At 68.4% G+C, this 19451-nt stretch carries 30 protein-coding genes; 29 read left to right on the forward strand and 1 reads right to left on the reverse strand.

The window, feature by feature from the left end:
* Positions 1-40 precede the first annotated feature (40 nt).
* The 25 genes from rplV to truA all read left to right on the forward strand — a co-directional run bounded on the left by rplV (position 41) and on the right by truA (position 14290).
* On the forward strand, positions 41-388 hold the full coding sequence (gene rplV, locus ACF09K_RS01490; RefSeq protein WP_003974262.1) for a 50S ribosomal protein L22: 348 nt from the start codon (positions 41-43) through the stop codon (positions 386-388).
* The gene (rpsC, locus tag ACF09K_RS01495) at positions 388-1221 is read left to right on the forward strand and encodes a 30S ribosomal protein S3 (protein WP_366059592.1); all 834 of its coding nucleotides are present in this window, start codon (positions 388-390) and stop codon (positions 1219-1221) included. The genes rplV and rpsC overlap by 1 nt, the downstream gene beginning before the upstream one ends.
* Positions 1222-1226: 5 nt before the next feature.
* The gene (gene rplP / locus ACF09K_RS01500) at positions 1227-1646 is read left to right on the forward strand and encodes a 50S ribosomal protein L16 (RefSeq protein WP_004927269.1); all 420 of its coding nucleotides are present in this window, start codon (positions 1227-1229) and stop codon (positions 1644-1646) included.
* The gene (gene rpmC / locus ACF09K_RS01505; protein WP_003998824.1) at positions 1646-1870 is read left to right on the forward strand and encodes a 50S ribosomal protein L29; all 225 of its coding nucleotides are present in this window, start codon (positions 1646-1648) and stop codon (positions 1868-1870) included. Before rplP ends, rpmC begins: the two co-directional genes overlap by 1 nt.
* Complete coding sequence (rpsQ, locus tag ACF09K_RS01510) at positions 1870-2157, forward strand: 30S ribosomal protein S17 (protein ID WP_009327090.1); 288 nt, start codon at positions 1870-1872, stop codon at positions 2155-2157. Before rpmC ends, rpsQ begins: the two co-directional genes overlap by 1 nt.
* Positions 2158-2292: 135 nt before the next feature.
* Positions 2293-2661, forward strand: a complete 369-nt coding sequence (gene rplN / locus ACF09K_RS01515) for a 50S ribosomal protein L14 (protein ID WP_003998823.1) — start codon at positions 2293-2295, stop codon at positions 2659-2661.
* Between the two features lie 2 nt (positions 2662-2663).
* Positions 2664-2987, forward strand: coding sequence for a 50S ribosomal protein L24 (gene rplX / locus ACF09K_RS01520; RefSeq protein ID WP_033272457.1), 324 nt, complete (start codon positions 2664-2666; stop codon positions 2985-2987).
* Complete coding sequence (gene rplE, locus ACF09K_RS01525) at positions 2987-3544, forward strand: 50S ribosomal protein L5 (RefSeq protein WP_030788262.1); 558 nt, start codon at positions 2987-2989, stop codon at positions 3542-3544. Before rplX ends, rplE begins: the two co-directional genes overlap by 1 nt.
* 5 nt (positions 3545-3549) lie before the next feature.
* Positions 3550-3735, forward strand: a complete 186-nt coding sequence (locus tag ACF09K_RS01530; protein ID WP_003948630.1) for a type Z 30S ribosomal protein S14 — start codon at positions 3550-3552, stop codon at positions 3733-3735.
* Between the two features lie 210 nt (positions 3736-3945).
* On the forward strand, positions 3946-4344 hold the full coding sequence (gene rpsH, locus ACF09K_RS01535; protein ID WP_073491923.1) for a 30S ribosomal protein S8: 399 nt from the start codon (positions 3946-3948) through the stop codon (positions 4342-4344).
* A gap of 24 nt (positions 4345-4368) precedes the next feature.
* Positions 4369-4908: a 50S ribosomal protein L6 gene (rplF, locus tag ACF09K_RS01540; protein ID WP_099969705.1), complete on the forward strand. Its 540-nt coding sequence runs from the start codon at positions 4369-4371 to the stop codon at positions 4906-4908.
* A 3-nt stretch (positions 4909-4911) separates the two neighbouring features.
* Positions 4912-5295, forward strand: a complete 384-nt coding sequence (gene rplR, locus ACF09K_RS01545) for a 50S ribosomal protein L18 (protein WP_073491925.1) — start codon at positions 4912-4914, stop codon at positions 5293-5295.
* Positions 5296-5338: 43 nt separating this feature from the next.
* Complete coding sequence (gene rpsE, locus ACF09K_RS01550) at positions 5339-5947, forward strand: 30S ribosomal protein S5 (protein WP_013001409.1); 609 nt, start codon at positions 5339-5341, stop codon at positions 5945-5947.
* Positions 5947-6129, forward strand: coding sequence for a 50S ribosomal protein L30 (gene rpmD, locus ACF09K_RS01555; protein WP_030788246.1), 183 nt, complete (start codon positions 5947-5949; stop codon positions 6127-6129). Before rpsE ends, rpmD begins: the two co-directional genes overlap by 1 nt.
* Positions 6130-6131: 2 nt before the next feature.
* Positions 6132-6587, forward strand: coding sequence for a 50S ribosomal protein L15 (rplO, locus tag ACF09K_RS01560; protein ID WP_003974249.1), 456 nt, complete (start codon positions 6132-6134; stop codon positions 6585-6587).
* Positions 6588-6832: 245 nt separating this feature from the next.
* Entirely contained in the window at positions 6833-8146 is a 1314-nt protein-coding gene (gene secY / locus ACF09K_RS01565) for a preprotein translocase subunit SecY (RefSeq protein ID WP_392240443.1), read from the forward strand.
* Positions 8146-8808: an adenylate kinase gene (locus ACF09K_RS01570; protein ID WP_392240444.1), complete on the forward strand. Its 663-nt coding sequence runs from the start codon at positions 8146-8148 to the stop codon at positions 8806-8808. Before secY ends, ACF09K_RS01570 begins: the two co-directional genes overlap by 1 nt.
* A 103-nt stretch (positions 8809-8911) precedes the next feature.
* Positions 8912-9748 carry a type I methionyl aminopeptidase gene (gene map, locus ACF09K_RS01575; protein ID WP_392240445.1) on the forward strand — a complete coding sequence of 279 codons (837 nt, stop codon included), beginning with the start codon at positions 8912-8914 and terminating at the stop codon, positions 9746-9748.
* A 281-nt stretch (positions 9749-10029) separates the two neighbouring features.
* Positions 10030-10251, forward strand: coding sequence for a translation initiation factor IF-1 (gene infA / locus ACF09K_RS01580; protein ID WP_004927214.1), 222 nt, complete (start codon positions 10030-10032; stop codon positions 10249-10251).
* A 68-nt stretch (positions 10252-10319) separates the two neighbouring features.
* Positions 10320-10433 (forward strand): 50S ribosomal protein L36, encoded by a 114-nt coding sequence (gene rpmJ / locus ACF09K_RS01585; RefSeq protein WP_003998809.1) that lies wholly within the window; start codon positions 10320-10322, stop codon positions 10431-10433.
* Positions 10434-10647: 214 nt separating this feature from the next.
* Positions 10648-11028 (forward strand): 30S ribosomal protein S13, encoded by a 381-nt coding sequence (gene rpsM, locus ACF09K_RS01590; RefSeq protein ID WP_020132619.1) that lies wholly within the window; start codon positions 10648-10650, stop codon positions 11026-11028.
* Positions 11029-11092: 64 nt separating this feature from the next.
* Positions 11093-11497, forward strand: coding sequence for a 30S ribosomal protein S11 (rpsK, locus tag ACF09K_RS01595; RefSeq protein WP_010354218.1), 405 nt, complete (start codon positions 11093-11095; stop codon positions 11495-11497).
* Positions 11498-11619: 122 nt separating this feature from the next.
* Positions 11620-12642, forward strand: a complete 1023-nt coding sequence (locus ACF09K_RS01600; RefSeq protein WP_003966937.1) for a DNA-directed RNA polymerase subunit alpha — start codon at positions 11620-11622, stop codon at positions 12640-12642.
* Positions 12643-12838: 196 nt separating this feature from the next.
* Positions 12839-13363, forward strand: a complete 525-nt coding sequence (gene rplQ / locus ACF09K_RS01605; protein ID WP_392240446.1) for a 50S ribosomal protein L17 — start codon at positions 12839-12841, stop codon at positions 13361-13363.
* Between the two features lie 72 nt (positions 13364-13435).
* The gene (truA, locus tag ACF09K_RS01610; protein ID WP_392240447.1) at positions 13436-14290 is read left to right on the forward strand and encodes a tRNA pseudouridine(38-40) synthase TruA; all 855 of its coding nucleotides are present in this window, start codon (positions 13436-13438) and stop codon (positions 14288-14290) included.
* Between the two features lie 19 nt (positions 14291-14309).
* On the opposite strand, the gene ACF09K_RS01615 is transcribed toward truA, so the two are convergent.
* Entirely contained in the window at positions 14310-15188 is an 879-nt protein-coding gene (locus ACF09K_RS01615; protein ID WP_392240448.1) for a hypothetical protein, read from the reverse strand.
* A gap of 74 nt (positions 15189-15262) precedes the next feature.
* On the opposite strand from ACF09K_RS01615, the gene ACF09K_RS01620 reads away from it, so the two are divergent.
* From ACF09K_RS01620 to glmM, 4 genes are all read left to right on the forward strand, one after another.
* Positions 15263-16474, forward strand: a complete 1212-nt coding sequence (locus ACF09K_RS01620; RefSeq protein ID WP_392240449.1) for a glycosyltransferase 87 family protein — start codon at positions 15263-15265, stop codon at positions 16472-16474.
* A gap of 243 nt (positions 16475-16717) precedes the next feature.
* Entirely contained in the window at positions 16718-17161 is a 444-nt protein-coding gene (gene rplM, locus ACF09K_RS01625; protein WP_363089041.1) for a 50S ribosomal protein L13, read from the forward strand.
* Between the two features lie 44 nt (positions 17162-17205).
* Positions 17206-17718 (forward strand): 30S ribosomal protein S9, encoded by a 513-nt coding sequence (rpsI, locus tag ACF09K_RS01630; RefSeq protein WP_392240450.1) that lies wholly within the window; start codon positions 17206-17208, stop codon positions 17716-17718.
* Between the two features lie 250 nt (positions 17719-17968).
* Positions 17969-19327, forward strand: a complete 1359-nt coding sequence (glmM, locus tag ACF09K_RS01635) for a phosphoglucosamine mutase (RefSeq protein WP_392240451.1) — start codon at positions 17969-17971, stop codon at positions 19325-19327.
* Positions 19328-19451: the final 124 nt, after the last annotated feature.

Here is a 19451-nt window from a genome sequence, read left to right on the forward strand (position 1 = left end):
GCGGGGTGGAATGACCATGACAGACACTGGAAGGACAACCATGGAAGCCAGGGCCCAGGCGCGGTACATCCGCGTCACGCCCATGAAGGCCCGCCGCGTGGTGGACCTTATTCGTGGCATGGACGCCACGGAGGCTCAGGCGGTCCTGCGTTTCGCCCCGCAGGCCGCGAGCGTGCCGGTCGGCAAGGTGCTGGACAGCGCCATCGCCAACGCCGCGCACAACTACGACCACACTGACGCCGACAGCCTCTTCATCTCCGAGGCGTACGTCGACGAGGGCCCGACCCTGAAGCGGTTCCGTCCGCGTGCCCAGGGCCGCGCCTACCGGATCCGCAAGCGGACCAGCCACATCACCGTGGTCGTCAGCAGCAAGGAAGGGACCCGGTAATGGGCCAGAAGGTTAACCCGCATGGGTTCCGGCTCGGCATCACCACGGACTTCAAGTCCCGTTGGTACGCCGACAAGCTGTACAAGGACTACGTCAAGGAAGACGTCGCCATCCGTCGGATGATGACGTCCGGCATGGAGCGCGCCGGCATCTCGAAGGTGGAGATCGAGCGCACCCGTGACCGCGTGCGTGTGGACATCCACACCGCTCGTCCGGGCATCGTCATCGGCCGCCGTGGCGCCGAGGCCGACCGCATCCGCGGCGACCTCGAGAAGCTCACGGGCAAGCAGGTCCAGCTGAACATCCTCGAGGTCAAGAACCCCGAGACGGATGCCCAGCTGGTCGCGCAGGCCGTCGCCGAGCAGCTCTCCTCCCGCGTCTCCTTCCGCCGTGCCATGCGCAAGAGCATGCAGTCGGCGATGAAGGCCGGCGCCAAGGGCATCAAGATCCAGTGCGGTGGCCGCCTCGGTGGCGCCGAGATGTCCCGCTCGGAGTTCTACCGCGAGGGCCGTGTGCCCCTGCACACGCTCCGCGCGAACGTGGACTACGGCTTCTTCGAGGCCAAGACGACCTTCGGCCGCATCGGCGTGAAGGTCTGGATCTACAAGGGCGACGTCAAGAACATCGCCGAGGTCCGTGCCGAGAACGCCGCTGCCCGCGCCGGCAACCGCCCGGCCCGTGGCGGCGGCGGCGCCGACCGCCCGGCCCGTGGTGGCCGCGGTGGCGGTGGCGAGCGGCGCGGTCGCAAGCCGCAGCAGGCTGCCGGTGCCGAGGCCCCCAAGGCCGAGGCCCCCGCCGCCGCTCCGGCTGAGAGCACCGGAACGGAGGCCTGACCGACATGCTGATCCCCCGTAGGGTCAAGCACCGCAAGCAGCACCACCCGAAGCGCCGCGGTCAGGCCAAGGGTGGTACGACGGTCGCGTTCGGCGAGTACGGCATCCAGGCCCTCACGCCGGCGTACGTGACCAACCGCCAGATCGAGGCGGCTCGTATCGCGATGACCCGCCACATCAAGCGTGGCGGCAAGGTCTGGATCAACATCTACCCGGACCGCCCGCTCACGAAGAAGCCCGCCGAGACCCGCATGGGTTCCGGTAAGGGTTCGCCCGAGTGGTGGATCGCGAACGTGCACCCGGGTCGGGTCATGTTCGAGCTGTCCTACCCCAACGAGAAGATCGCCCGTGAGGCCCTCACTCGCGCAGCCCACAAGCTGCCGATGAAGTGCCGGATCGTCAAGCGCGAGGCAGGTGAAGCGTGATGTCGGCCGGTACCAAGGCGTCCGAGCTGCGCGAACTGGGTGACGAGGAGCTTCTCGCGAAGCTCCGCGAAGCCAAGGAAGAGCTGTTCAACCTCCGCTTCCAGGCGGCGACCGGTCAGCTCGAGAACCACGGTCGGCTGAAGGCCGTCCGCAAGGACATCGCGCGGATCTACACCCTGATGCGTGAGCGCGAGCTGGGCATCGAGACGGTGGAGAGCGCCTGATGAGTGAGAACAACGTGACTGAGCAGACTGCAGAGGCCCGCGGCTTCCGCAAGACCCGTGAGGGTCTCGTCGTCAGCGACAAGATGGACAAGACCGTCGTCGTCGCCGTCGAGGACCGCGTCAAGCACGCGCTGTACGGCAAGGTCATCCGCCGTACCAACAAGCTCAAGGCCCACGACGAGCAGAACGCCGCGGGCGTCGGCGACCGCGTCCTCCTCATGGAGACGCGTCCGCTGTCCGCGACGAAGCGCTGGCGCGTCGTCGAGATCCTCGAGAAGGCCAAGTAGGCAGTTCCCGCAAGGGAACTCCCACCAGTACGCCTGCGGGCAACCCCGCAGGACGGTTCCGCCAGGCTCGGCAGGGGCCCCACCTCGTGACGAGGCGGCCCCTGTCGGGAACCGGCAGACAAACAGGAGATAGACGTGATCCAGCAGGAGTCGCGACTGCGTGTCGCCGACAACACTGGTGCGAAGGAGATCCTTTGCATCCGTGTGCTCGGTGGCTCCGGTCGCCGCTACGCGGGCATCGGTGACGTCATCGTCGCCACCGTCAAGGACGCGATCCCCGGTGGCAACGTGAAGAAGGGTGACGTCGTCAAGGCGGTCATCGTTCGCACCGTCAAGGAGCGCCGCCGTCCGGACGGCTCGTACATCCGCTTCGACGAGAACGCCGCCGTCATTCTGAAGAACGACGGCGACCCTCGCGGCACCCGTATCTTCGGCCCGGTCGGCCGTGAGCTGCGCGAGAAGAAGTTCATGAAGATCATCTCGCTCGCGCCGGAGGTGCTGTAAGCATGAAGATCAAGAAGGGCGACCTGGTCCAGGTCATCACCGGTAAGGACAAGGGCAAGCAGGGCAAGGTCATCGCGGCCTTCCCCCGCGAGGACCGCGTCCTGGTCGAGGGTGTCAACCGGGTCAAGAAGCACACCAAGGCCGGCCCGACCGCCAGCGGTTCCCAGGCCGGCGGCATCGTGACCACCGAGGCCCCGATCCACGTGTCCAACGTTCAGCTGGTCGTGGAGAAGGACGGCAACAAGGTCGTCACGCGTGTCGGTTACCGCTTCGACGACGAGGGCAACAAGATCCGCGTTGCCAAGCGGACGGGTGAGGACATCTGATGGCTACCACCACCACTCCGCGTCTGAAGACGAAGTACCGCGAGGAGATCGCGGGCAAGCTGCGTGAGGAGTTCTCCTACGAGAACGTCATGCAGATCCCCGGCCTCGTCAAGATCGTGGTCAACATGGGTGTGGGCGACGCCGCCCGCGACTCCAAGCTGATCGAGGGCGCCATCCGCGACCTCACCACGATCACCGGTCAGAAGCCGGCCGTCACCAAGGCCCGCAAGTCCATCGCGCAGTTCAAGCTGCGCGAGGGTCAGCCGATCGGTGCCCACGTCACGCTCCGTGGCGACCGCATGTGGGAGTTCCTGGACCGCACCCTGTCGCTGGCGCTCCCGCGCATCCGCGACTTCCGCGGCCTGTCCCCCAAGCAGTTCGACGGCCGTGGCAACTACACCTTCGGTCTCACGGAGCAGGTCATGTTCCACGAGATCGACCAGGACAAGATCGACCGCGTCCGGGGTATGGACATCACCGTGGTCACCACGGCGACCAACGACGCTGAGGGCCGCGCGCTCCTTCGTCACCTCGGCTTCCCCTTCAAGGAGGCGTGAGCGAGATGGCGAAGAAGGCTCTGATTGCCAAGGCTGCTCGTAAGCCCAAGTTCGGAGTACGCGGCTACACGCGCTGCCAGCGCTGCGGCCGTCCGCACTCCGTGTACCGCAAGTTCGGCCTCTGCCGCGTGTGCCTTCGTGAGATGGCTCACCGTGGCGAGCTGCCGGGCGTGACCAAGAGCTCCTGGTAATCCCGGTACTTCGGGATTCCTGAGCTCTCGGTAAGTAAAGGGCAGTGTCAGGTGCCCACCCCTCCATGCCGTAGGCTGGGAGGGTTGGGCGCCTGACGCCCGTACGACTTACTACGCCGTAGGTCCACCGCGCCGCACCCGTCCCGTCTCGGATCGGGGAGAGGGATGGCGCACCAGGAAACCCCGGCGAGAGAGGCCACAGGCCAACTCATGACCATGACTGATCCGATCGCAGACATGCTGACGCGTCTGCGGAACGCGAACTCGGCGTACCACGACTCCGTGACGATGCCGGCATCGAAGATCAAGTCTCACATCGCGGAGATCCTCCAGCAGGAGGGCTTCATCACGGGCTGGAAGATCGAGGACGCCGAGGTGGGCAAGAACCTCACCCTCGAGCTGAAGTTCGGTCCCAACCGTGAGCGCTCCATCGCGGGCATCAAGCGGATCTCCAAGCCCGGTCTCCGGGTGTACGCGAAGTCCACCTCCCTGCCCAAGGTGCTGGGCGGCCTCGGCGTGGCGATCATCTCCACGTCGCACGGTCTCCTCACCGACAAGCAGGCCGGCAAGAAGGGCGTAGGCGGGGAAGTCCTCGCCTACGTCTGGTAGCGGAAGGGAACGGAGGAAACAGCTATGTCGCGCATTGGCAAGCTCCCCATCACGGTTCCCGCCGGCGTGGACGTCACCATCGACGGCCAGACGGTTTCGGTCAAGGGTCCCAAGGGCTCGCTGACCCACACCGTCGTCGCGCCGATCGAGATCGCCAAGGGTGAGGACGGCGTTCTGAACGTCACCCGCCCCAACGATGAGCGTCAGAGCAAGGCCCTGCACGGCCTGTCCCGCACGCTGGTGGCGAACATGATCACCGGCGTGACCCAGGGTTACGTGAAGAAGCTCGAGATCAGTGGTGTCGGTTACCGCGTGACCGCGAAGGGTTCGAACCTCGAGTTCGCGCTCGGTTACAGCCACCCGATCACCGTCGAGGCGCCCGAGGGAATCACCTTCAAGGTGGAGACCCCGACCCGCTTCCAGGTCGAGGGCATCGACAAGCAGAAGGTCGGCGAGGTTGCGGCCAACATCCGCAAGCTGCGCAAGCCCGACCCGTACAAGGCCAAGGGTGTCAAGTACGAGGGCGAAGTCATCCGCCGCAAGGTCGGAAAGGCGGGTAAGTAAGCCATGGCATACGGGCAGAAGATCCTGAAGGGCGACGCCTACAAGCGCGCCGCGATCAAGCGCCGTCACATCCGGATCCGCAAGCGGATCGCCGGTACGTCGGAGCGCCCCCGTCTGGTCGTAACCCGCTCGAACCGCCACATCGTGGCCCAGGTGATCGACGACCTCAAGGGTCACACCCTTGCGTCGGCGTCCACCCTGGACACCTCGATCCGCGGTGCCGAGGGCGACAAGTCGGCGCAGGCCAAGCAGGTCGGCGCCCTGGTCGCCGAGCGTGCCAAGGCCGCCGGTGTCGAGGCCGTCGTTTTCGACCGTGGTGGTAACCAGTACGCCGGGCGCATTGCCGCTCTGGCGGACGCAGCCCGCGAGGCCGGACTCAAGTTCTGAGTCCTGGTTCCGTAGCTAGCGGAGACAGAGAGAGGTAATTCCAATGGCTGGACCCCAGCGCCGCGGTGGCGGTGCCGGTGGCGGCGAGCGGCGGGACCGGAAGGGCCGTGACGGCGGCGCAGCTGCCGCCGAGAAGACCGCGTACGTTGAGCGCGTCGTCGCGATCAACCGCGTCGCCAAGGTAGTGAAGGGTGGTCGTCGCTTCAGCTTCACCGCGCTGGTCGTGGTGGGCGACGGTGACGGCACCGTGGGTGTCGGTTACGGCAAGGCCAAGGAGGTGCCGGCCGCCATCGCCAAGGGTGTGGAGGAGGCCAAGAAGCACTTCTTCAAGGTCCCCCGTATCCAGGGCACCATCCCGCACCCCATCACGGGTGAGAAGGCGGCGGGCGTCGTCCTGCTCAAGCCGGCGTCCCCCGGTACCGGCGTCATCGCCGGTGGCCCGGTGCGTGCCGTGCTCGAGTGCGCCGGCGTTCACGACATCCTGTCGAAGTCGCTCGGTTCGTCGAACGCGATCAACATCGTGCACGCGACCGTGGAGGCCCTGAAGGGCCTGCAGCGTCCCGAGGAGATCGCGGCCCGCCGTGGTCTGCCCCTCGAGGACGTCGCTCCCGCGGCCCTGCTGCGTGCGCGTGCCGGGGCTGGTGCTGCGTAATGGCTCAGCTCAAGATCACGCAGACGAAGTCGTACATCGGCAGCAAGCAGAACCACCGTGACACCCTGCGTTCGCTCGGGCTCAAGCGCCTGAACGACGTGGTCGTCAAGGAGGACCGCCCCGAGTTCCGCGGAATGGTGCACACCGTCCGCCACCTCGTGACGGTCGAGGAGGTCGACTGATCATGGCGGAGAACAACCCGCTCAAGATCCACAACCTCCGTCCCGCCCCGGGCGCCAAGACCGCCAAGACCCGTGTGGGTCGTGGTGAGGCGTCGAAGGGTAAGACGGCCGGTCGTGGTACCAAGGGCACGAAGGCCCGTTACCAGGTTCCGGAGCGCTTCGAGGGTGGGCAGATGCCCCTCCACATGCGTCTCCCGAAGCTCAAGGGCTTCAAGAACCCGTTCAAGACCGAGTTCCAGGTCGTGAACCTCGACAAGCTGGCGGCGCTGTACCCGGAGGGTGGCGAGGTCACCGTCGAGGGGCTCGTCGCCAAGGGTGCCGTTCGCAAGAACAGCCTCGTCAAGGTGCTCGGCCAGGGCGAGATCTCCGTGGCGCTGCAGGTGACGGTCGACGCCGTCTCCGGCTCCGCCAAGGAGAAGATCACCGCCGCCGGCGGTACCGTCACCGAGCTCGTCTGATTCCATCAGGCGTCTCGATGACCTGAGCGATCCCGACCGGGGATACCCCACAAATGGGGTATCCCCGGTTGGTCGTTCCTAGGGTGGCAGTGTCGCCGGTAAGGTGGCCTGCACTGCCCTCTTTCACAAGGTGCCTCCGATAGGGCACCTTGGGCGGCAGTCGACCGTTACACATGTCGTCGTTCTTATTGGAACCTCAACACCGTCACCCTTGACGCAGACGCGCGGGGGTCGCAGGAGGCACCGTGCTCACCGCGTTCGCCCGGGCGTTCAAGACGCCCGACCTGCGCAAGAAGCTGCTCTTCACGCTCGGCATCATCGTGGTCTACCGGGTCGGCACCCATGTCCCGATCCCGGGTGTCGACTACAAGAGCGTCCAGACCTGTGTGGACGAGGCATCCGGCAACCAGGGCCTCTTCGGTCTGGTCAACATGTTCAGCGGCGGCGCGCTGCTGCAGATCACGATCTTCGCCCTGGGCATCATGCCGTACATCACGGCGAGCATCATCCTTCAGCTGCTGACCGTGGTGATCCCCCGCCTGGAAGCGCTCAAGAAGGAGGGCCAGGCCGGTACGGCGAAGATCACGCAGTACACCCGGTACCTCACCGTCGCGCTCGCCATCCTCCAGGGCACCGGCCTGGTGGCCACCGCCCGCAGCGGCGCGCTCTTCTCGGGCTGCTCGGTGGCCGGCCAGATCGTGCCGGACCGCGCGATCTTCACCACCATCACGATGGTCATCTGCATGACCGCCGGTACGGCCATGGTCATGTGGCTCGGTGAGCTGATCACCGACCGCGGCATCGGCAACGGCATGTCGATCCTGATGTTCATCTCGATCGCCGCCACCTTCCCCTCCGCGCTGTGGGCCATCAAGAAGCAGGGCACGCTGGCCGACGGCTGGATCGAGTTCGGCACGGTCATCCTCGTCGGCCTGGTCATGGTCGGCCTGGTGGTCTTCGTCGAGCAGGCCCAGCGCCGCATCCCCGTGCAGTACGCGAAGCGCATGATCGGCCGCCGCTCCTACGGCGGCACGTCGACGTACATCCCGCTGAAGGTGAACCAGGCCGGTGTGATCCCGGTCATCTTCGCCTCGTCGCTGCTCTACATCCCGGCGCTGATCGTGCAGTTCTCCAACTCGCAGGCGGGCTGGGCGACCTGGATCACGCAGAACCTGGCGGACACGGCGGCGCCCGCGCACATCACCCTCTACTTCTTCCTGATCGTCTTCTTCGCCTTCTTCTACGTGGCCATCTCCTTCAACCCCGAGGAAGTCGCCGACAACATGAAGAAGTATGGTGGCTTCATCCCGGGCATCCGGGCTGGCCGACCGACCGCTGAGTACCTGAGCTACGTACTCAACCGGATCACCTGGCCGGGTTCGCTGTATCTGGGGCTGATCGCTCTCGTGCCGACGATGGCGTTGGCTGGTTTCGGGGCAAACCAGAACTTCCCGTTCGGTGGCACCAGCATCCTGATCATCGTGGGTGTGGGCCTCGAGACGGTGAAGCAGATCGAGAGCCAGCTTCAGCAGCGCAATTACGAAGGGTTCCTCCGCTGATGCGTATCGTCCTCGTCGGGCCGCCGGGCGCCGGTAAGGGAACGCAGGCCACTCGTCTAGCCGAGAAGCTGCGCGTACCTCACATCTCCACGGGCGACCTGTTCCGCGCCAACATCAGCCAGCAGACGGAGCTCGGGAAGCTCGCGAAGTCCTACATGGACGCCGGCAACCTCGTCCCCGACGAGGTCACCATCGCCATGGCGAAGGACCGCATGGAGCAGCCGGACGCCGAGCGCGGCTTCCTGCTCGACGGCTTCCCGCGCAACGTCTCGCAGGCCGAGGCGCTGGACGAGCTCCTCACCACCGAGGCCATCAAGCTGGACGCGGTACTGGACCTGGAGGCCCCCGAGGAGGAGGTCGTCAAGCGGATCGCCGGCCGGCGCATCTGCCGCAACGACTCCTCGCACGTCTTCCACGTGACGTACAAGAAGCCCTCGAAGGACGGCGTCTGCGACGTCTGCGGCGGCGAGCTGTACCAGCGCGACGACGACTCCGAGGACACCGTCCGCACGCGGCTCGAGGTCTACCACACGCAGACCGAGCCGATCATCGACTACTACAAGGCACAGGGCCTGGTGGTGACGATCGAGGCCATGGGCCCGGTCGACGAGGTCACCGGCCGTGCGCTGGCGGCGCTGAAGCGCGAGGACGACGGCCGGTAGGTTCCGTCCGGGTACGGCCGTGGAGTCCTCCGGGACGCCACGGCCGTACTGTTGTGTACGTATGTCATCGACCGACCTGAGTGACGGAGAGCGCAGGCCCCCCATGGTGCAGATCAAGAGCCCCGAGCAGATCGCCACGATGCGCGCGGCGGGCCTGGTCGTCGCCGCCGTCCACGCGGCGACGCGGGAAGCGGCGGTGCCGGGGGCGACCACGAAGGACCTCGACGAGGTCGCCCGCAAGGTCCTCGCCGAGCACGGCGCGAAGTCGAACTTCCTCGGCTACGGCGGTTTCCCCGCGACCATCTGCACCTCGGTGAACGACGTCGTCGTCCACGGCATCCCCTCCGACGAGGTCGTCCTCAAGGACGGGGACATCATCTCCATCGACTGCGGGGCCATCGTCGACGGCTGGCACGGCGACGCCGCCTACACCGCCTTCGTCGGCTCCGGCCACGCCCCGGAGCTGATCGAGCTCTCGCGGGTCACCGAGGAGTCGATGTGGGCCGGCATCGCGGCGATGAAGCAGGGCAACCGGCTGGTGGACGTGTCGCGGGCCATCGAGACCTACATCCGCCGCCAGCCGAAGCCGGGCGGCGGACGCTACGGGATCATCGAGGACTACGGCGGCCACGGCATCGGCACCGAGATGCACATGGACCCGCACCTGCTGAACTACGTCGACCGCAAGCGGGGCAAGGGGCCCAAGCTGGTTCCCGGTTTCTGCCTGGCCATCGAGCCGATGGTGTCGCTCGGGACGCCGCGGACCGAGGTCCTCGCGGACGACTGGACCGTCATCACCACGGACGGGACCTGGTCGTCGCACTGGGAGCACTCGGTGGCGCTGACCGAGCAGGGGCCGCTGGTGCTGACCGCCGTGGACGGCGGCAAGGCGAAGCTCGCCGAGCACGGGGTCGTGGCCGCGCCCGACCCGCTGGGCTGAGGGTGCCGGGCGGGGGCTCGAGGTGTCTCGCCCCCGCCGCCCCTTCTCCTCCCGCCCCTTCCCGTCCCCTCCCGTCCTGCTCTCCCCGGCGGCCCGGCCGTCCCGGTCCCGGTGCCGGAGAGCGCTTAAGGACCTCCTCGGATGGGCAGACTTCCCCGATTCGTGTTTCCGGGTGCGCTGACGTAGACTGACTCGTCGGCTCTTGTGCACCCGCATGTCTGTATGCGCCCGTAAGGGAAAGCCCGGGAGTCGATCAAGGTAGTCGATTCGAAGGGCGAAGCGTGGCCAAGAAGCAAGGTGCCATCGAGATCGAGGGCACTGTCGTCGAGTCTCTTCCGAACGCCATGTTCAGGGTCGAGCTCCAGAACGGCCACCAGGTCCTGGCGCACATCAGCGGCAAGATGCGCATGCACTACATCCGCATCCTCCCTGACGACCGGGTCGTGGTGGAGCTGTCTCCGTACGACCTGACGCGCGGCCGGATCGTCTACCGGTACAAGTAGATCTTGCCCAGGCCCCGTGCGTTCCCGCGCGGGGTGGCCGGCAACTGACCCGGAGAACCTCACATCCCATGAAGGTCAAGCCGAGCGTCAAGAAGATCTGCGACAAGTGCAGGGTGATCCGCCGTCACGGTCGGGTCATGGTCATCTGCGAGAACCCGCGCCACAAGCAGCGCCAGGGCTGATCGCACACAGATCGCACCCTCTGCATCACGCAGAATCTTCGCGCGACGCGAGCTGAATTGTTCATACGCAGAACCCAGACCTGTGGTCTGACACCCCCGGTTCGGAGGCCGGGGACCCAGTCCGTACCAAATCTTCCCGGGACTCCCGGAGAAGAGGACGGCGGCTGGGAGACGGTTCTGCGGAAGACCTCCGAAGATCACCAGGAGCCATTGAATGGCACGCGTTTCCGGTGTTGACATCCCGCGCGAAAAGCGCGTGGAGGTCGCCCTCACCTACGTGTTCGGCATCGGCCGGACCCTGTCCCAGGAGACGCTGGCTGCGACCGGCGTCGACCCCAACACCCGCGTTCGCGACCTCTCCGAGGAGCAGCTCGTCGCGATCCGCGAGTACGTGGACGCCAACATCAAGACCGAGGGTGACCTCCGTCGCGAGATCCAGGCCGACATCCGCCGCAAGGTCGAGATCGGTTGCTACCAGGGTCTCCGTCACCGTCGTGGTCTGCCCGTCCGCGGTCAGCGCACCAGCACGAACGCCCGTACCCGCAAGGGCCCGCGTCGCGCCATCGCCGGCAAGAAGAAGCCGGGCAAGAAGTAGTCCTCAGCGGACGCTCACCAGCGGTCTTCGCTGTAGGACCGACCACCTCCCGTAGGAGTAATAGATGCCCCCCAAGGGTCGTCAGGGCGCTGCCAAGAAGGTGCGCCGCAAGGAAAAGAAGAACGTCGCGCACGGCCAGGCGCACATCAAGAGCACGTTCAACAACACGATCGTGTCCATCACGGACCCGGCCGGAAACGTGATCTCGTGGGCCTCCGCCGGCCACGTCGGCTTCAAGGGCTCGCGCAAGTCCACGCCGTTCGCCGCGCAGATGGCCGCCGAGTCGGCCGCCCGTCGCGCGCAGGAGCACGGCATGCGCAAGGTCGACGTCTTCGTCAAGGGCCCGGGCGCCGGTCGTGAGACCGCCATCCGTTCCCTGCAGGCCACGGGCCTCGAGGTCGGCTCCATCCAGGACGTCACCCCGACCCCGCACAACGGCTGCCGTCCGCCCAAGCGCCGCCGCGTCTGACGCACGGGCGTTTGCCGGACTGAGGTTCTCGGGCGGTACGGCTCCTTCGAGCCGTGTCGCCCGTACCCTTGTCTCACATCAGGGCGTCAAATAGCGGGCGCCCCTGACAGAAGGAACGCATCATGCTGATTGCTCAGCGTCCCTCGTTGACCGAAGAGGTCGTCGACGAGTTCCGCTCCCGGTTCGTGATCGAGCCGCTGGAGCCGGGCTTCGGCTACACCCTCGGCAACTCCCTCCGCCGGACCCTCCTGTCCTCGATCCCGGGTGCGGCGGTCACGTCCATCCGCATCGACGGCGTGCTGCACGAGTTCACCACCGTGCCGGGCGTCAAGGAGGACGTCACCGACCTGATCCTCAACATCAAGCAGCTGGTCGTCTCCTCGGAGCACGACGAGCCGGTCGTGATGTACCTGCGCAAGCAGGGCCCGGGTCTGGTCACCGCCGCCGACATCGCGCCCCCGGCCGGTGTCGAGGTGCACAACCCCGACCTCGTCCTCGCCACGCTCAACGGCAAGGGCAAGCTGGAGATGGAGCTGACCGTCGAGCGCGGTCGCGGCTACGTCTCCGCCGTGCAGAACAAGCAGGTGGGCCAGGAGATCGGCCGTATCCCGGTCGACTCGATCTACAGCCCCGTGCTCAAGGTCACCTACAAGGTCGAGGCGACGCGTGTCGAGCAGCGCACCGACTTCGACAAGCTGATCGTCGACGTCGAGACCAAGCAGGCGATGCGTCCGCGTGACGCCATGGCCTCCGCGGGCAAGACGCTGGTCGAGCTGTTCGGTCTCGCCCGCGAGCTGAACATCGACGCCGAGGGCATCGACATGGGCCCGTCCCCCACGGACGCCGCCCTCGCCGCCGATCTCGCCCTGCCGATCGAGGAGCTGGAGCTCACCGTTCGGTCGTACAACTGCCTCAAGCGTGAGGGCATCCACTCCGTGGGTGAACTCGTCGCCCGCTCCGAGGCCGACCTGCTCGACATCCGCAACTTCGGTGCGAAGTCGATCGACGAGGTCAAGGCGAAGCTGGCCGGCATGGGCCTGGCCCTCAAGGACAGCCCGCCCGGATTCGACCCGACCGCCGCGGCGGACGCCTTCGGCGCCGATGACGACGCGGACGCCGGGTTCGTGGAGACCGAGCAGTACTGAGCGCTCCGCGGGGAGGCCGTGGTGCGACTGCGGCCGGCTGTGGCTGGTCGCGCCCGCGCGACGGAGTCGCATGTCGACAACGCCCCGCGCCCCTTCCAGGCCCCTTCGGGGACCTGGATCTCCGACGGGCGACCGCCCGCTCGGATACTGACCCCGGTACCTGATACGGCCGGGGCAGACACTGAGGAGAAAGACCATGCCGAAGCCCACCAAGGGTGCCCGTCTGGGCGGCAGCGCCGCGCACGAGAAGATGCTCCTCGCGAACCTCGCGAAGCAGCTCTTCGAGCACGGCCGCATCACCACCACCGAGGCGAAGGCCCGCCGTCTGCGGCCGTACGCCGAGCGTCTGGTCACCAAGGCGAAGAAGGGCGACCTTCACAACCGCCGCCAGGTGCTCCAGGTCATCTCGGACAAGGGCATCGTGCACACGCTCTTCACCGAGATCGGTCCGCGCTACGAGAACCGCCCGGGTGGCTACACCCGTATCACCAAGATCGGTAACCGCCGTGGCGACAACGCGCCCATGGCCGTCATCGAGCTGGTCGAGGCGCTGACCGTGGCGCAGCAGGCGACCGGTGAGGCCGAGGCCGCGACGAAGCGCGCGGTCAAGGAAGACGCCCTGAAGAAGGACGAGGCCGCCGAGGCCAAGTCCGACGAGGTCGTCGAGGACGCCGCCGAGGCCAAGGCCGAGGACGCGTCCGAGGAGTCCAAGGACGCCTGAGGCTCTGCCTTGCGTCGAGCGGGTCCGCCCTTCGGGGCGGGCCCGCTCTCGCGTTGTTGAGAGGATCCAGGAGTGAGTGACGAAGTACAGCCCGGGTTCGTACGGGTGCGGCTGGACCTGTCCTACGACGGGACGCAGTTCTCCGGCTGGGCCAAGCAGGCCGGCGGGCGGCGGACCGTGCAGGGCGAGATCGAGGACGCCCTGCGGACCGTCACGCGGTCCGGGGAGACGTACGAGCTGACCGTGGCCGGACGCACGGACGCCGGTGTGCACGCGCGGGGGCAGGTCGCGCACGTCGACCTGCCGCGCGAGGTCTGGGCGGAGCACCACGCCAAGCTGCTCAAGCGGCTCGCCGGACGGCTCCCCAGGGACGTCCGGGTGTGGGCGCTGCGGGAGGCGCCCGCCGGTTTCAACGCCCGGTTCTCGGCCGTCTGGCGGCGGTACGCCTACCGGGTCACCGACAACCCCGGCGGGGTGGACCCGCTGCTGCGCGGTCACGTCCTGTGGCACGACTGGCCGCTCGACGTCGACGCCATGAACGAGGCCGCCGGGCGGCTGCTCGGGGAGCACGACTTCGCCGCCTACTGCAAGCGTCGGGAGGGGGCCACCACGATCCGCACGCTCCAGGAGCTGAGCCTGGTGCGCGACGGGGACGGGATCGTCACGGCGACCGTGCGGGCCGACGCCTTCTGCCACAACATGGTGCGCTCGCTGATCGGGGCGCTGCTGTTCGTGGGGGACGGGCACCGGGGCCCGGAGTGGCCGGGGAAGGTGCTGGCCGCGGGCGTACGGGACTCGGCGGTGCACGTCGTGCGGCCGCACGGGCTGACGCTGGAGGAGGTCGGCTATCCGGCCGACGAGCTGCTGGCCGCCCGCAGCAGGGAGGCGCGCAACCGGCGGACGCTGCCCGGGGCCGGGTGCTGCTGACCCGCCCCCGGGGAGGGGGTCACCGGTCCGCCGCCGCCGACGCCTGGGTCTCGCCGCGGCGGCGGATCTGCTGGAACGCGAACTCCGCGAGGTTGTCCCCGGCGGCGAAGACCTGGGTGTCCTTCGTCGTCACGTCCTTGCCGTCGGTGAAGCCCGCGATCGTGAAGTAGGCGTACCGGCCGTAGGAGTTGGTCGTCGAGCGGCAGACGGCGCCGGCGCAGAAGGACGTGGCGCCGGTGCCGGGCAGCGCCTTGACGATGCTGCTCTTGTCCGCCTGGCCCTTGGCCTTGAGGGCCTGGGCCTCGGTGTCGAAGACGGCCACGCCGACCGTGACCGCGACGCCGTCCTTGACGTAGGTCACGCGCATCAGGCGGGTGCAGCCGTTGGCGGTCAGCACCTTGGGCAGGGTGCCCGCGGCGGCGGTGACGCAGTTGGTGGTGTCGGCCTTGCCGGCCTTCTGGTAGACGGTCGAACCCATCGTCAGCTGCCTGCCCGGGAACATGATGTCCGGGCCGTTGGGGGCGCCGTCCTTGGCCTTGCTGGAGACGAACTCCTTCGGGTCCAGCGGCGGCGGGGCGCTGGTCGGTGCGAAGGACGGCGTCGCGGACGCGCTCGGCAGGTCGGCGGTGGCGGGCAGCGAGGAGGCCGGCTTCCCGGACGCCTCGTCACCGCCGTTCGCCGACACCACGGCCATGGCCACGGCGGTGCCGACGCCGAGCGTCGCGAGCACGCCCCCGCCTATCAGCAGCAGCCGGCGGCGCTTGTTGCGCGACTCCGACGCCTCGGCGAGCGCGGCCCAGTCCGGCGAAGGGTCCGTGGCACCGCTGGTCCACGGCTGCTGGGAGTTCGGTTTCCAGGGATCCCACTGGGACGGAGGTCCCCCCTGCCCATAGCTCATGCGCCGCATCTTAGACGGGGCGAGAGGTGTGCTGTTCCGCCCCAACGGGCTCCACTGCCCCTAGCGTTCGGGGAATGAGCGACGACAAAGGCGACATCTCGGGGTGGTTGGTGCGACGTTCCCCCTGGCCGCCGTGGCTGGGGCTGGTGGCGGTGCTCGGCGCGCTGGTGGGGCATGTGGCGCGGGCCACCCCGGACGGCGGCATGGACAACGCGATCGTCGTCCGGGCGGCGCGCGCCTGGCTGGAGGGGCGGTCCCCGTACGACGACCCGCACTTCCTGTACCTGCCGGGGGCGGTGCTGGCCGCCGTGCCGCAGGCGGTGCTGCCGCCGGAGGTGCTGCGGGTGCTGGTGCCGCTGGTGGTCACGGCCTGCCTGGTGGGCGGCTGGGGGTGCGCGCTGCGGCTGCACCGGGTGCCGCTGGACAGCCGGCTCGCGGTGTTCGGGCTGACCGTGCTCGCGGCCGGCTTCGCGCCCTTCGGGCACCTGGTGCGGCTGGGCAACTGGACGGCGACGGCGGTCCTGGCCCTGCCGCTGGGGCTGCTGCTGGCGAGCCGGGGCCGGTGGACGGCGGCGGGCGCGGTGCTCGGTACGGCCCTGGTGCTGAAGCCGCTGCTGGCCCCGCTGGCGCTGCTGCTGCTGTTCGCGGGCCGCCGGCGGGCGCTCGCCGTCATGGTGGCGGTCCCGGTGCTGGCCTCCGGCGCGAGCGCCCTGCTGCTGCCCGACCCGGCCGGGTTCCTCACCCGGACCCTGCCCTTCCTGCTGCACGGCCAGGACGCGTTCGTGCGGCTCTACGAGGCCTCCCCGGGGGCTGTGCTGCCGCGGCTGGGGGTGCCCGGGCCCGCCGCCCGGGCGCTCGCGCTGGCCGCCTGCGCGGCGGGACTGGTCGCGGCCCACCGGCGCTGGAGGCGTGCCGATCCCGGTCCGCTGCGCCTCTCCGAGACCGCGGCGGGGCTGATGCTCTCGGTGTTCCTGGTCTCACGGCCGTCGTACGACCACTACCTGCTCGTCGTCGTGCCGCTGCTGCTGGCCGGGCTGCCGTACGCGGGTTCGGTGGCGCGCGGGCCGTGGTTCTGGCTGGCGATGGTCCCGCAGCTACCGGGTCTGACCTGGCCTTATCTGGAGACGGTGCAGCGCCGGGCCTTCCGGGACGCGGTGACGCTGGGTGTCCTGGCCGTGACGGTGGCCCACCGGTGCGGCCGGCCTCCGCGGGCGAGGCCGTCCGGGCGGACGGGCGCGGGCCCGCGGGCGACGGTCCCCGGCGGCGATCACCTTTACACTGGATGAGGAGAAGCAGCGATCCCGGCGGCCAAAGGCCTCGTTTTGACCCGGCCGAGCCACCGCGGGTATCCTGCATCTTCGTTGTGTATTGGCTTGCTCATTCTCACGGGACGGGCCCTTACACCGGTCCACCGGGCCGATGACCAGCGACCTGCACGCGGTATGCGTCACCGCAGTGCGGTCAGGGCTGTCGTGATCGTCTTCGGTGACCTTGTCAGGACCACTCACTCGAAGCGAAGGCTACGAACCGTGCGTACGTACAGCCCCAAGCCCGGCGATGTGACGCGCCAGTGGCACGTCATCGACGCTCAGGACATCGTCCTGGGTCGTCTCGCCAGCACCGCCGCCTCCATCCTGCGCGGCAAGCACAAGCCGATCTACGCCCCTCACGTCGACACCGGTGACTTCGTCATCATCATCAACGCCGACAAGGTGCACCTGTCCGGCAACAAGCGGACCCAGAAGATGGCGTACCGCCACTCCGGCTACCCGGGTGGTCTGCGCTCCGTCCGTTACGACGAGCTGCTGGACAAGAACCCCGAGAAGGCCATCGAGAAGGCCGTCAAGGGCATGCTCCCGAAGAACACGCTGGGCCGTCAGATGCTCTCGAAGCTGAAGGTCTACAGGGGTGACCAGCACCCGCACGGCGCGCAGCAGCCGCAGCCGTTCGAGATCACCCAGGTCGCGCAGTAACACCGGCCAGACCAAACCGAGCCAAGAGAATCTGAGGAATCACCGTGGCCGAGACCACTGCCGAGCAGCCGCTCGAAGAGCTTGACATCGACAGCTACACCACCGAGTCCGAGGTGCCCGTCGAGGGCGAGTACACCTCCGAGTCGATGGCCTCCCGCTTCGGCGACCCGCAGCCGGCCGCCGGCCTGGGCCGTCGCAAGAACGCCATCGCCCGCGTCCGGATCGTCCCGGGCTCCGGCAAGTGGAAGATCAACGGTCGCACCCTCGAGGACTACCTCCCGAACAAGGTGCACCAGCAGGAAGTCAACGAGCCGTTCAAGGTCCTCGAGCTCGAGGGTCGCTACGACGTCATCGCCCGCATCTCCGGTGGCGGTGTCTCCGGTCAGGCCGGTGCGCTCCGTCTCGGTGTCGCCCGCGCGCTGAACGAGGCCGACGTCGACAACAACCGCGGCCCGCTGAAGAAGGCCGGCTTCCTCACGCGTGACGACCGCGCGGTCGAGCGCAAGAAGGCCGGTCTCAAGAAGGCCCGCAAGGCCCCGCAGTACAGCAAGCGCTAAGCTTCGCTGCCTGCTCGTACGGGCTGTGGGCCGATCGGCCCGCCCCTCCGTACTCCGAACGCCCCGGCGGCACGCCACAGTGCCGTCGGGGCGTTCGTTTTCCCGTAGCTGTGGGCGTATAACGGCACAAGGTGCTCAAAGGCTTGTGTGATCGGATGTTCATGGCATTTCATGCCTGGACGCGGGAGCCGCCGCTGACCCCTCGACGCGCCGCACGGCTTTCGAAACTGACGCTTCCTCAGGAGGACAAGTGGGACGACTCTTCGGCACGGACGGCGTGCGCGGTGTCGCCAACGTGGATCTCACGGCCGAGATGGCGCTGGGCCTCTCCGTCGCGGCGGCGCACGTGCTGGCCGAGGCGGGCACCTTCGCGGGCCACCGGCCGGTGGCGGTCGTCGGACGGGATCCGCGTGCCTCCGGGGAGTTCCTCGAAGCGGCCGTCGTGGCCGGTCTGGCCAGCGCGGGCGTCGACGTCCTGCGGGTCGGCGTGCTGCCGACGCCCGCGGTCGCCTACCTGACCGGCTCGCTCGGCGCCGACCTCGGCGTGATGCTCTCCGCCAGCCACAACGCCATGCCCGACAACGGCATCAAGTTCTTCGCCCGCGGCGGCCACAAGCTCGCCGACGAGCTGGAGGACAGGATCGAGACGGTCTACGACGAGCACCGCACCGGCGCTCCCTGGGAGCGTCCGACCGGCGCCGGCGTCGGCCGGGTGCGCTCGTACGACGAGGGGTTCGACCGGTACGTCGCCCACCTGATCGCCGTACTGCCGAACCGGCTCGACGGGCTGAGGATCGTCCTGGACGAGGCGCACGGAGCCGCCGCCCGGGTCTCGCCCGAGGCCTTCACGCGGGCCGGGGCCGAGGTCGTGACGATCGGCGCCGAGCCGGACGGCCTCAACATCAACGACGGCTGCGGCTCCACCCACCTGGACAAGCTGAAGGCCGCCGTCGTCGAGCACGGCGCCGCCCTCGGCATCGCGCACGACGGTGACGCCGACCGCTGCCTGGCCGTGGACCACACCGGCGAGGAGATCGACGGGGACCAGATCCTCGCCGTGCTCGCGCTCGCGATGCGGGAACGGGGTGCCCTGCGCTCGGACACCGTCGTCGCGACCGTGATGTCCAACCTGGGCTTCAAGATGGCGATGGAACGCGAGGGCATCTCGCTCGTGCAGGCCGCCGTGGGCGACCGGTACGTGCTGGAGGAGATGAAGCAGCACGGGTACGCGCTCGGCGGCGAGCAGTCCGGGCACGTGATCATCCTCGACCACGCGACCACCGGCGACGGCACGCTGACCGGGCTGATGCTGGCGGCGCGCGTCGCCGAGAGCGGACGGACGCTCCGGGAGCTGGCGTCCGTCATGGAGCGGCTGCCGCAGGTGCTGGTCAACGTGCCCGACGTGGACCGGTCCCGGGTCGGCAGCTCGGCCGACCTCGCGGCCGCGGTCGGCGAGGCGGAGCGGGAGCTGGGCGCCACCGGGCGGGTGCTGCTGCGGCCCTCCGGCACCGAGCCGCTGGTGCGGGTCATGGTGGAGGCGGCGGACATCGACCAGGCACGGTCCGTCGCGGGCCGGCTGGCCGACGCGGTGAAGTCGGCGCTCGGCTAGGGCGTGTTTCGAAAGTCCCTCCCCCAGAGGGGGTGCCCCCAGCCCGGCGACGCCTGGCACGCACTCCCCCGGAGGGGGCACCCCCAGCCGCGTTGTCGGGATCACCCCGATACAACCAGTATCG

The organism is Streptomyces sp. NPDC014882, from assembly GCF_043081325.1.
Classification (GTDB): Bacteria; Actinomycetota; Actinomycetes; order Streptomycetales; family Streptomycetaceae; genus Streptomyces.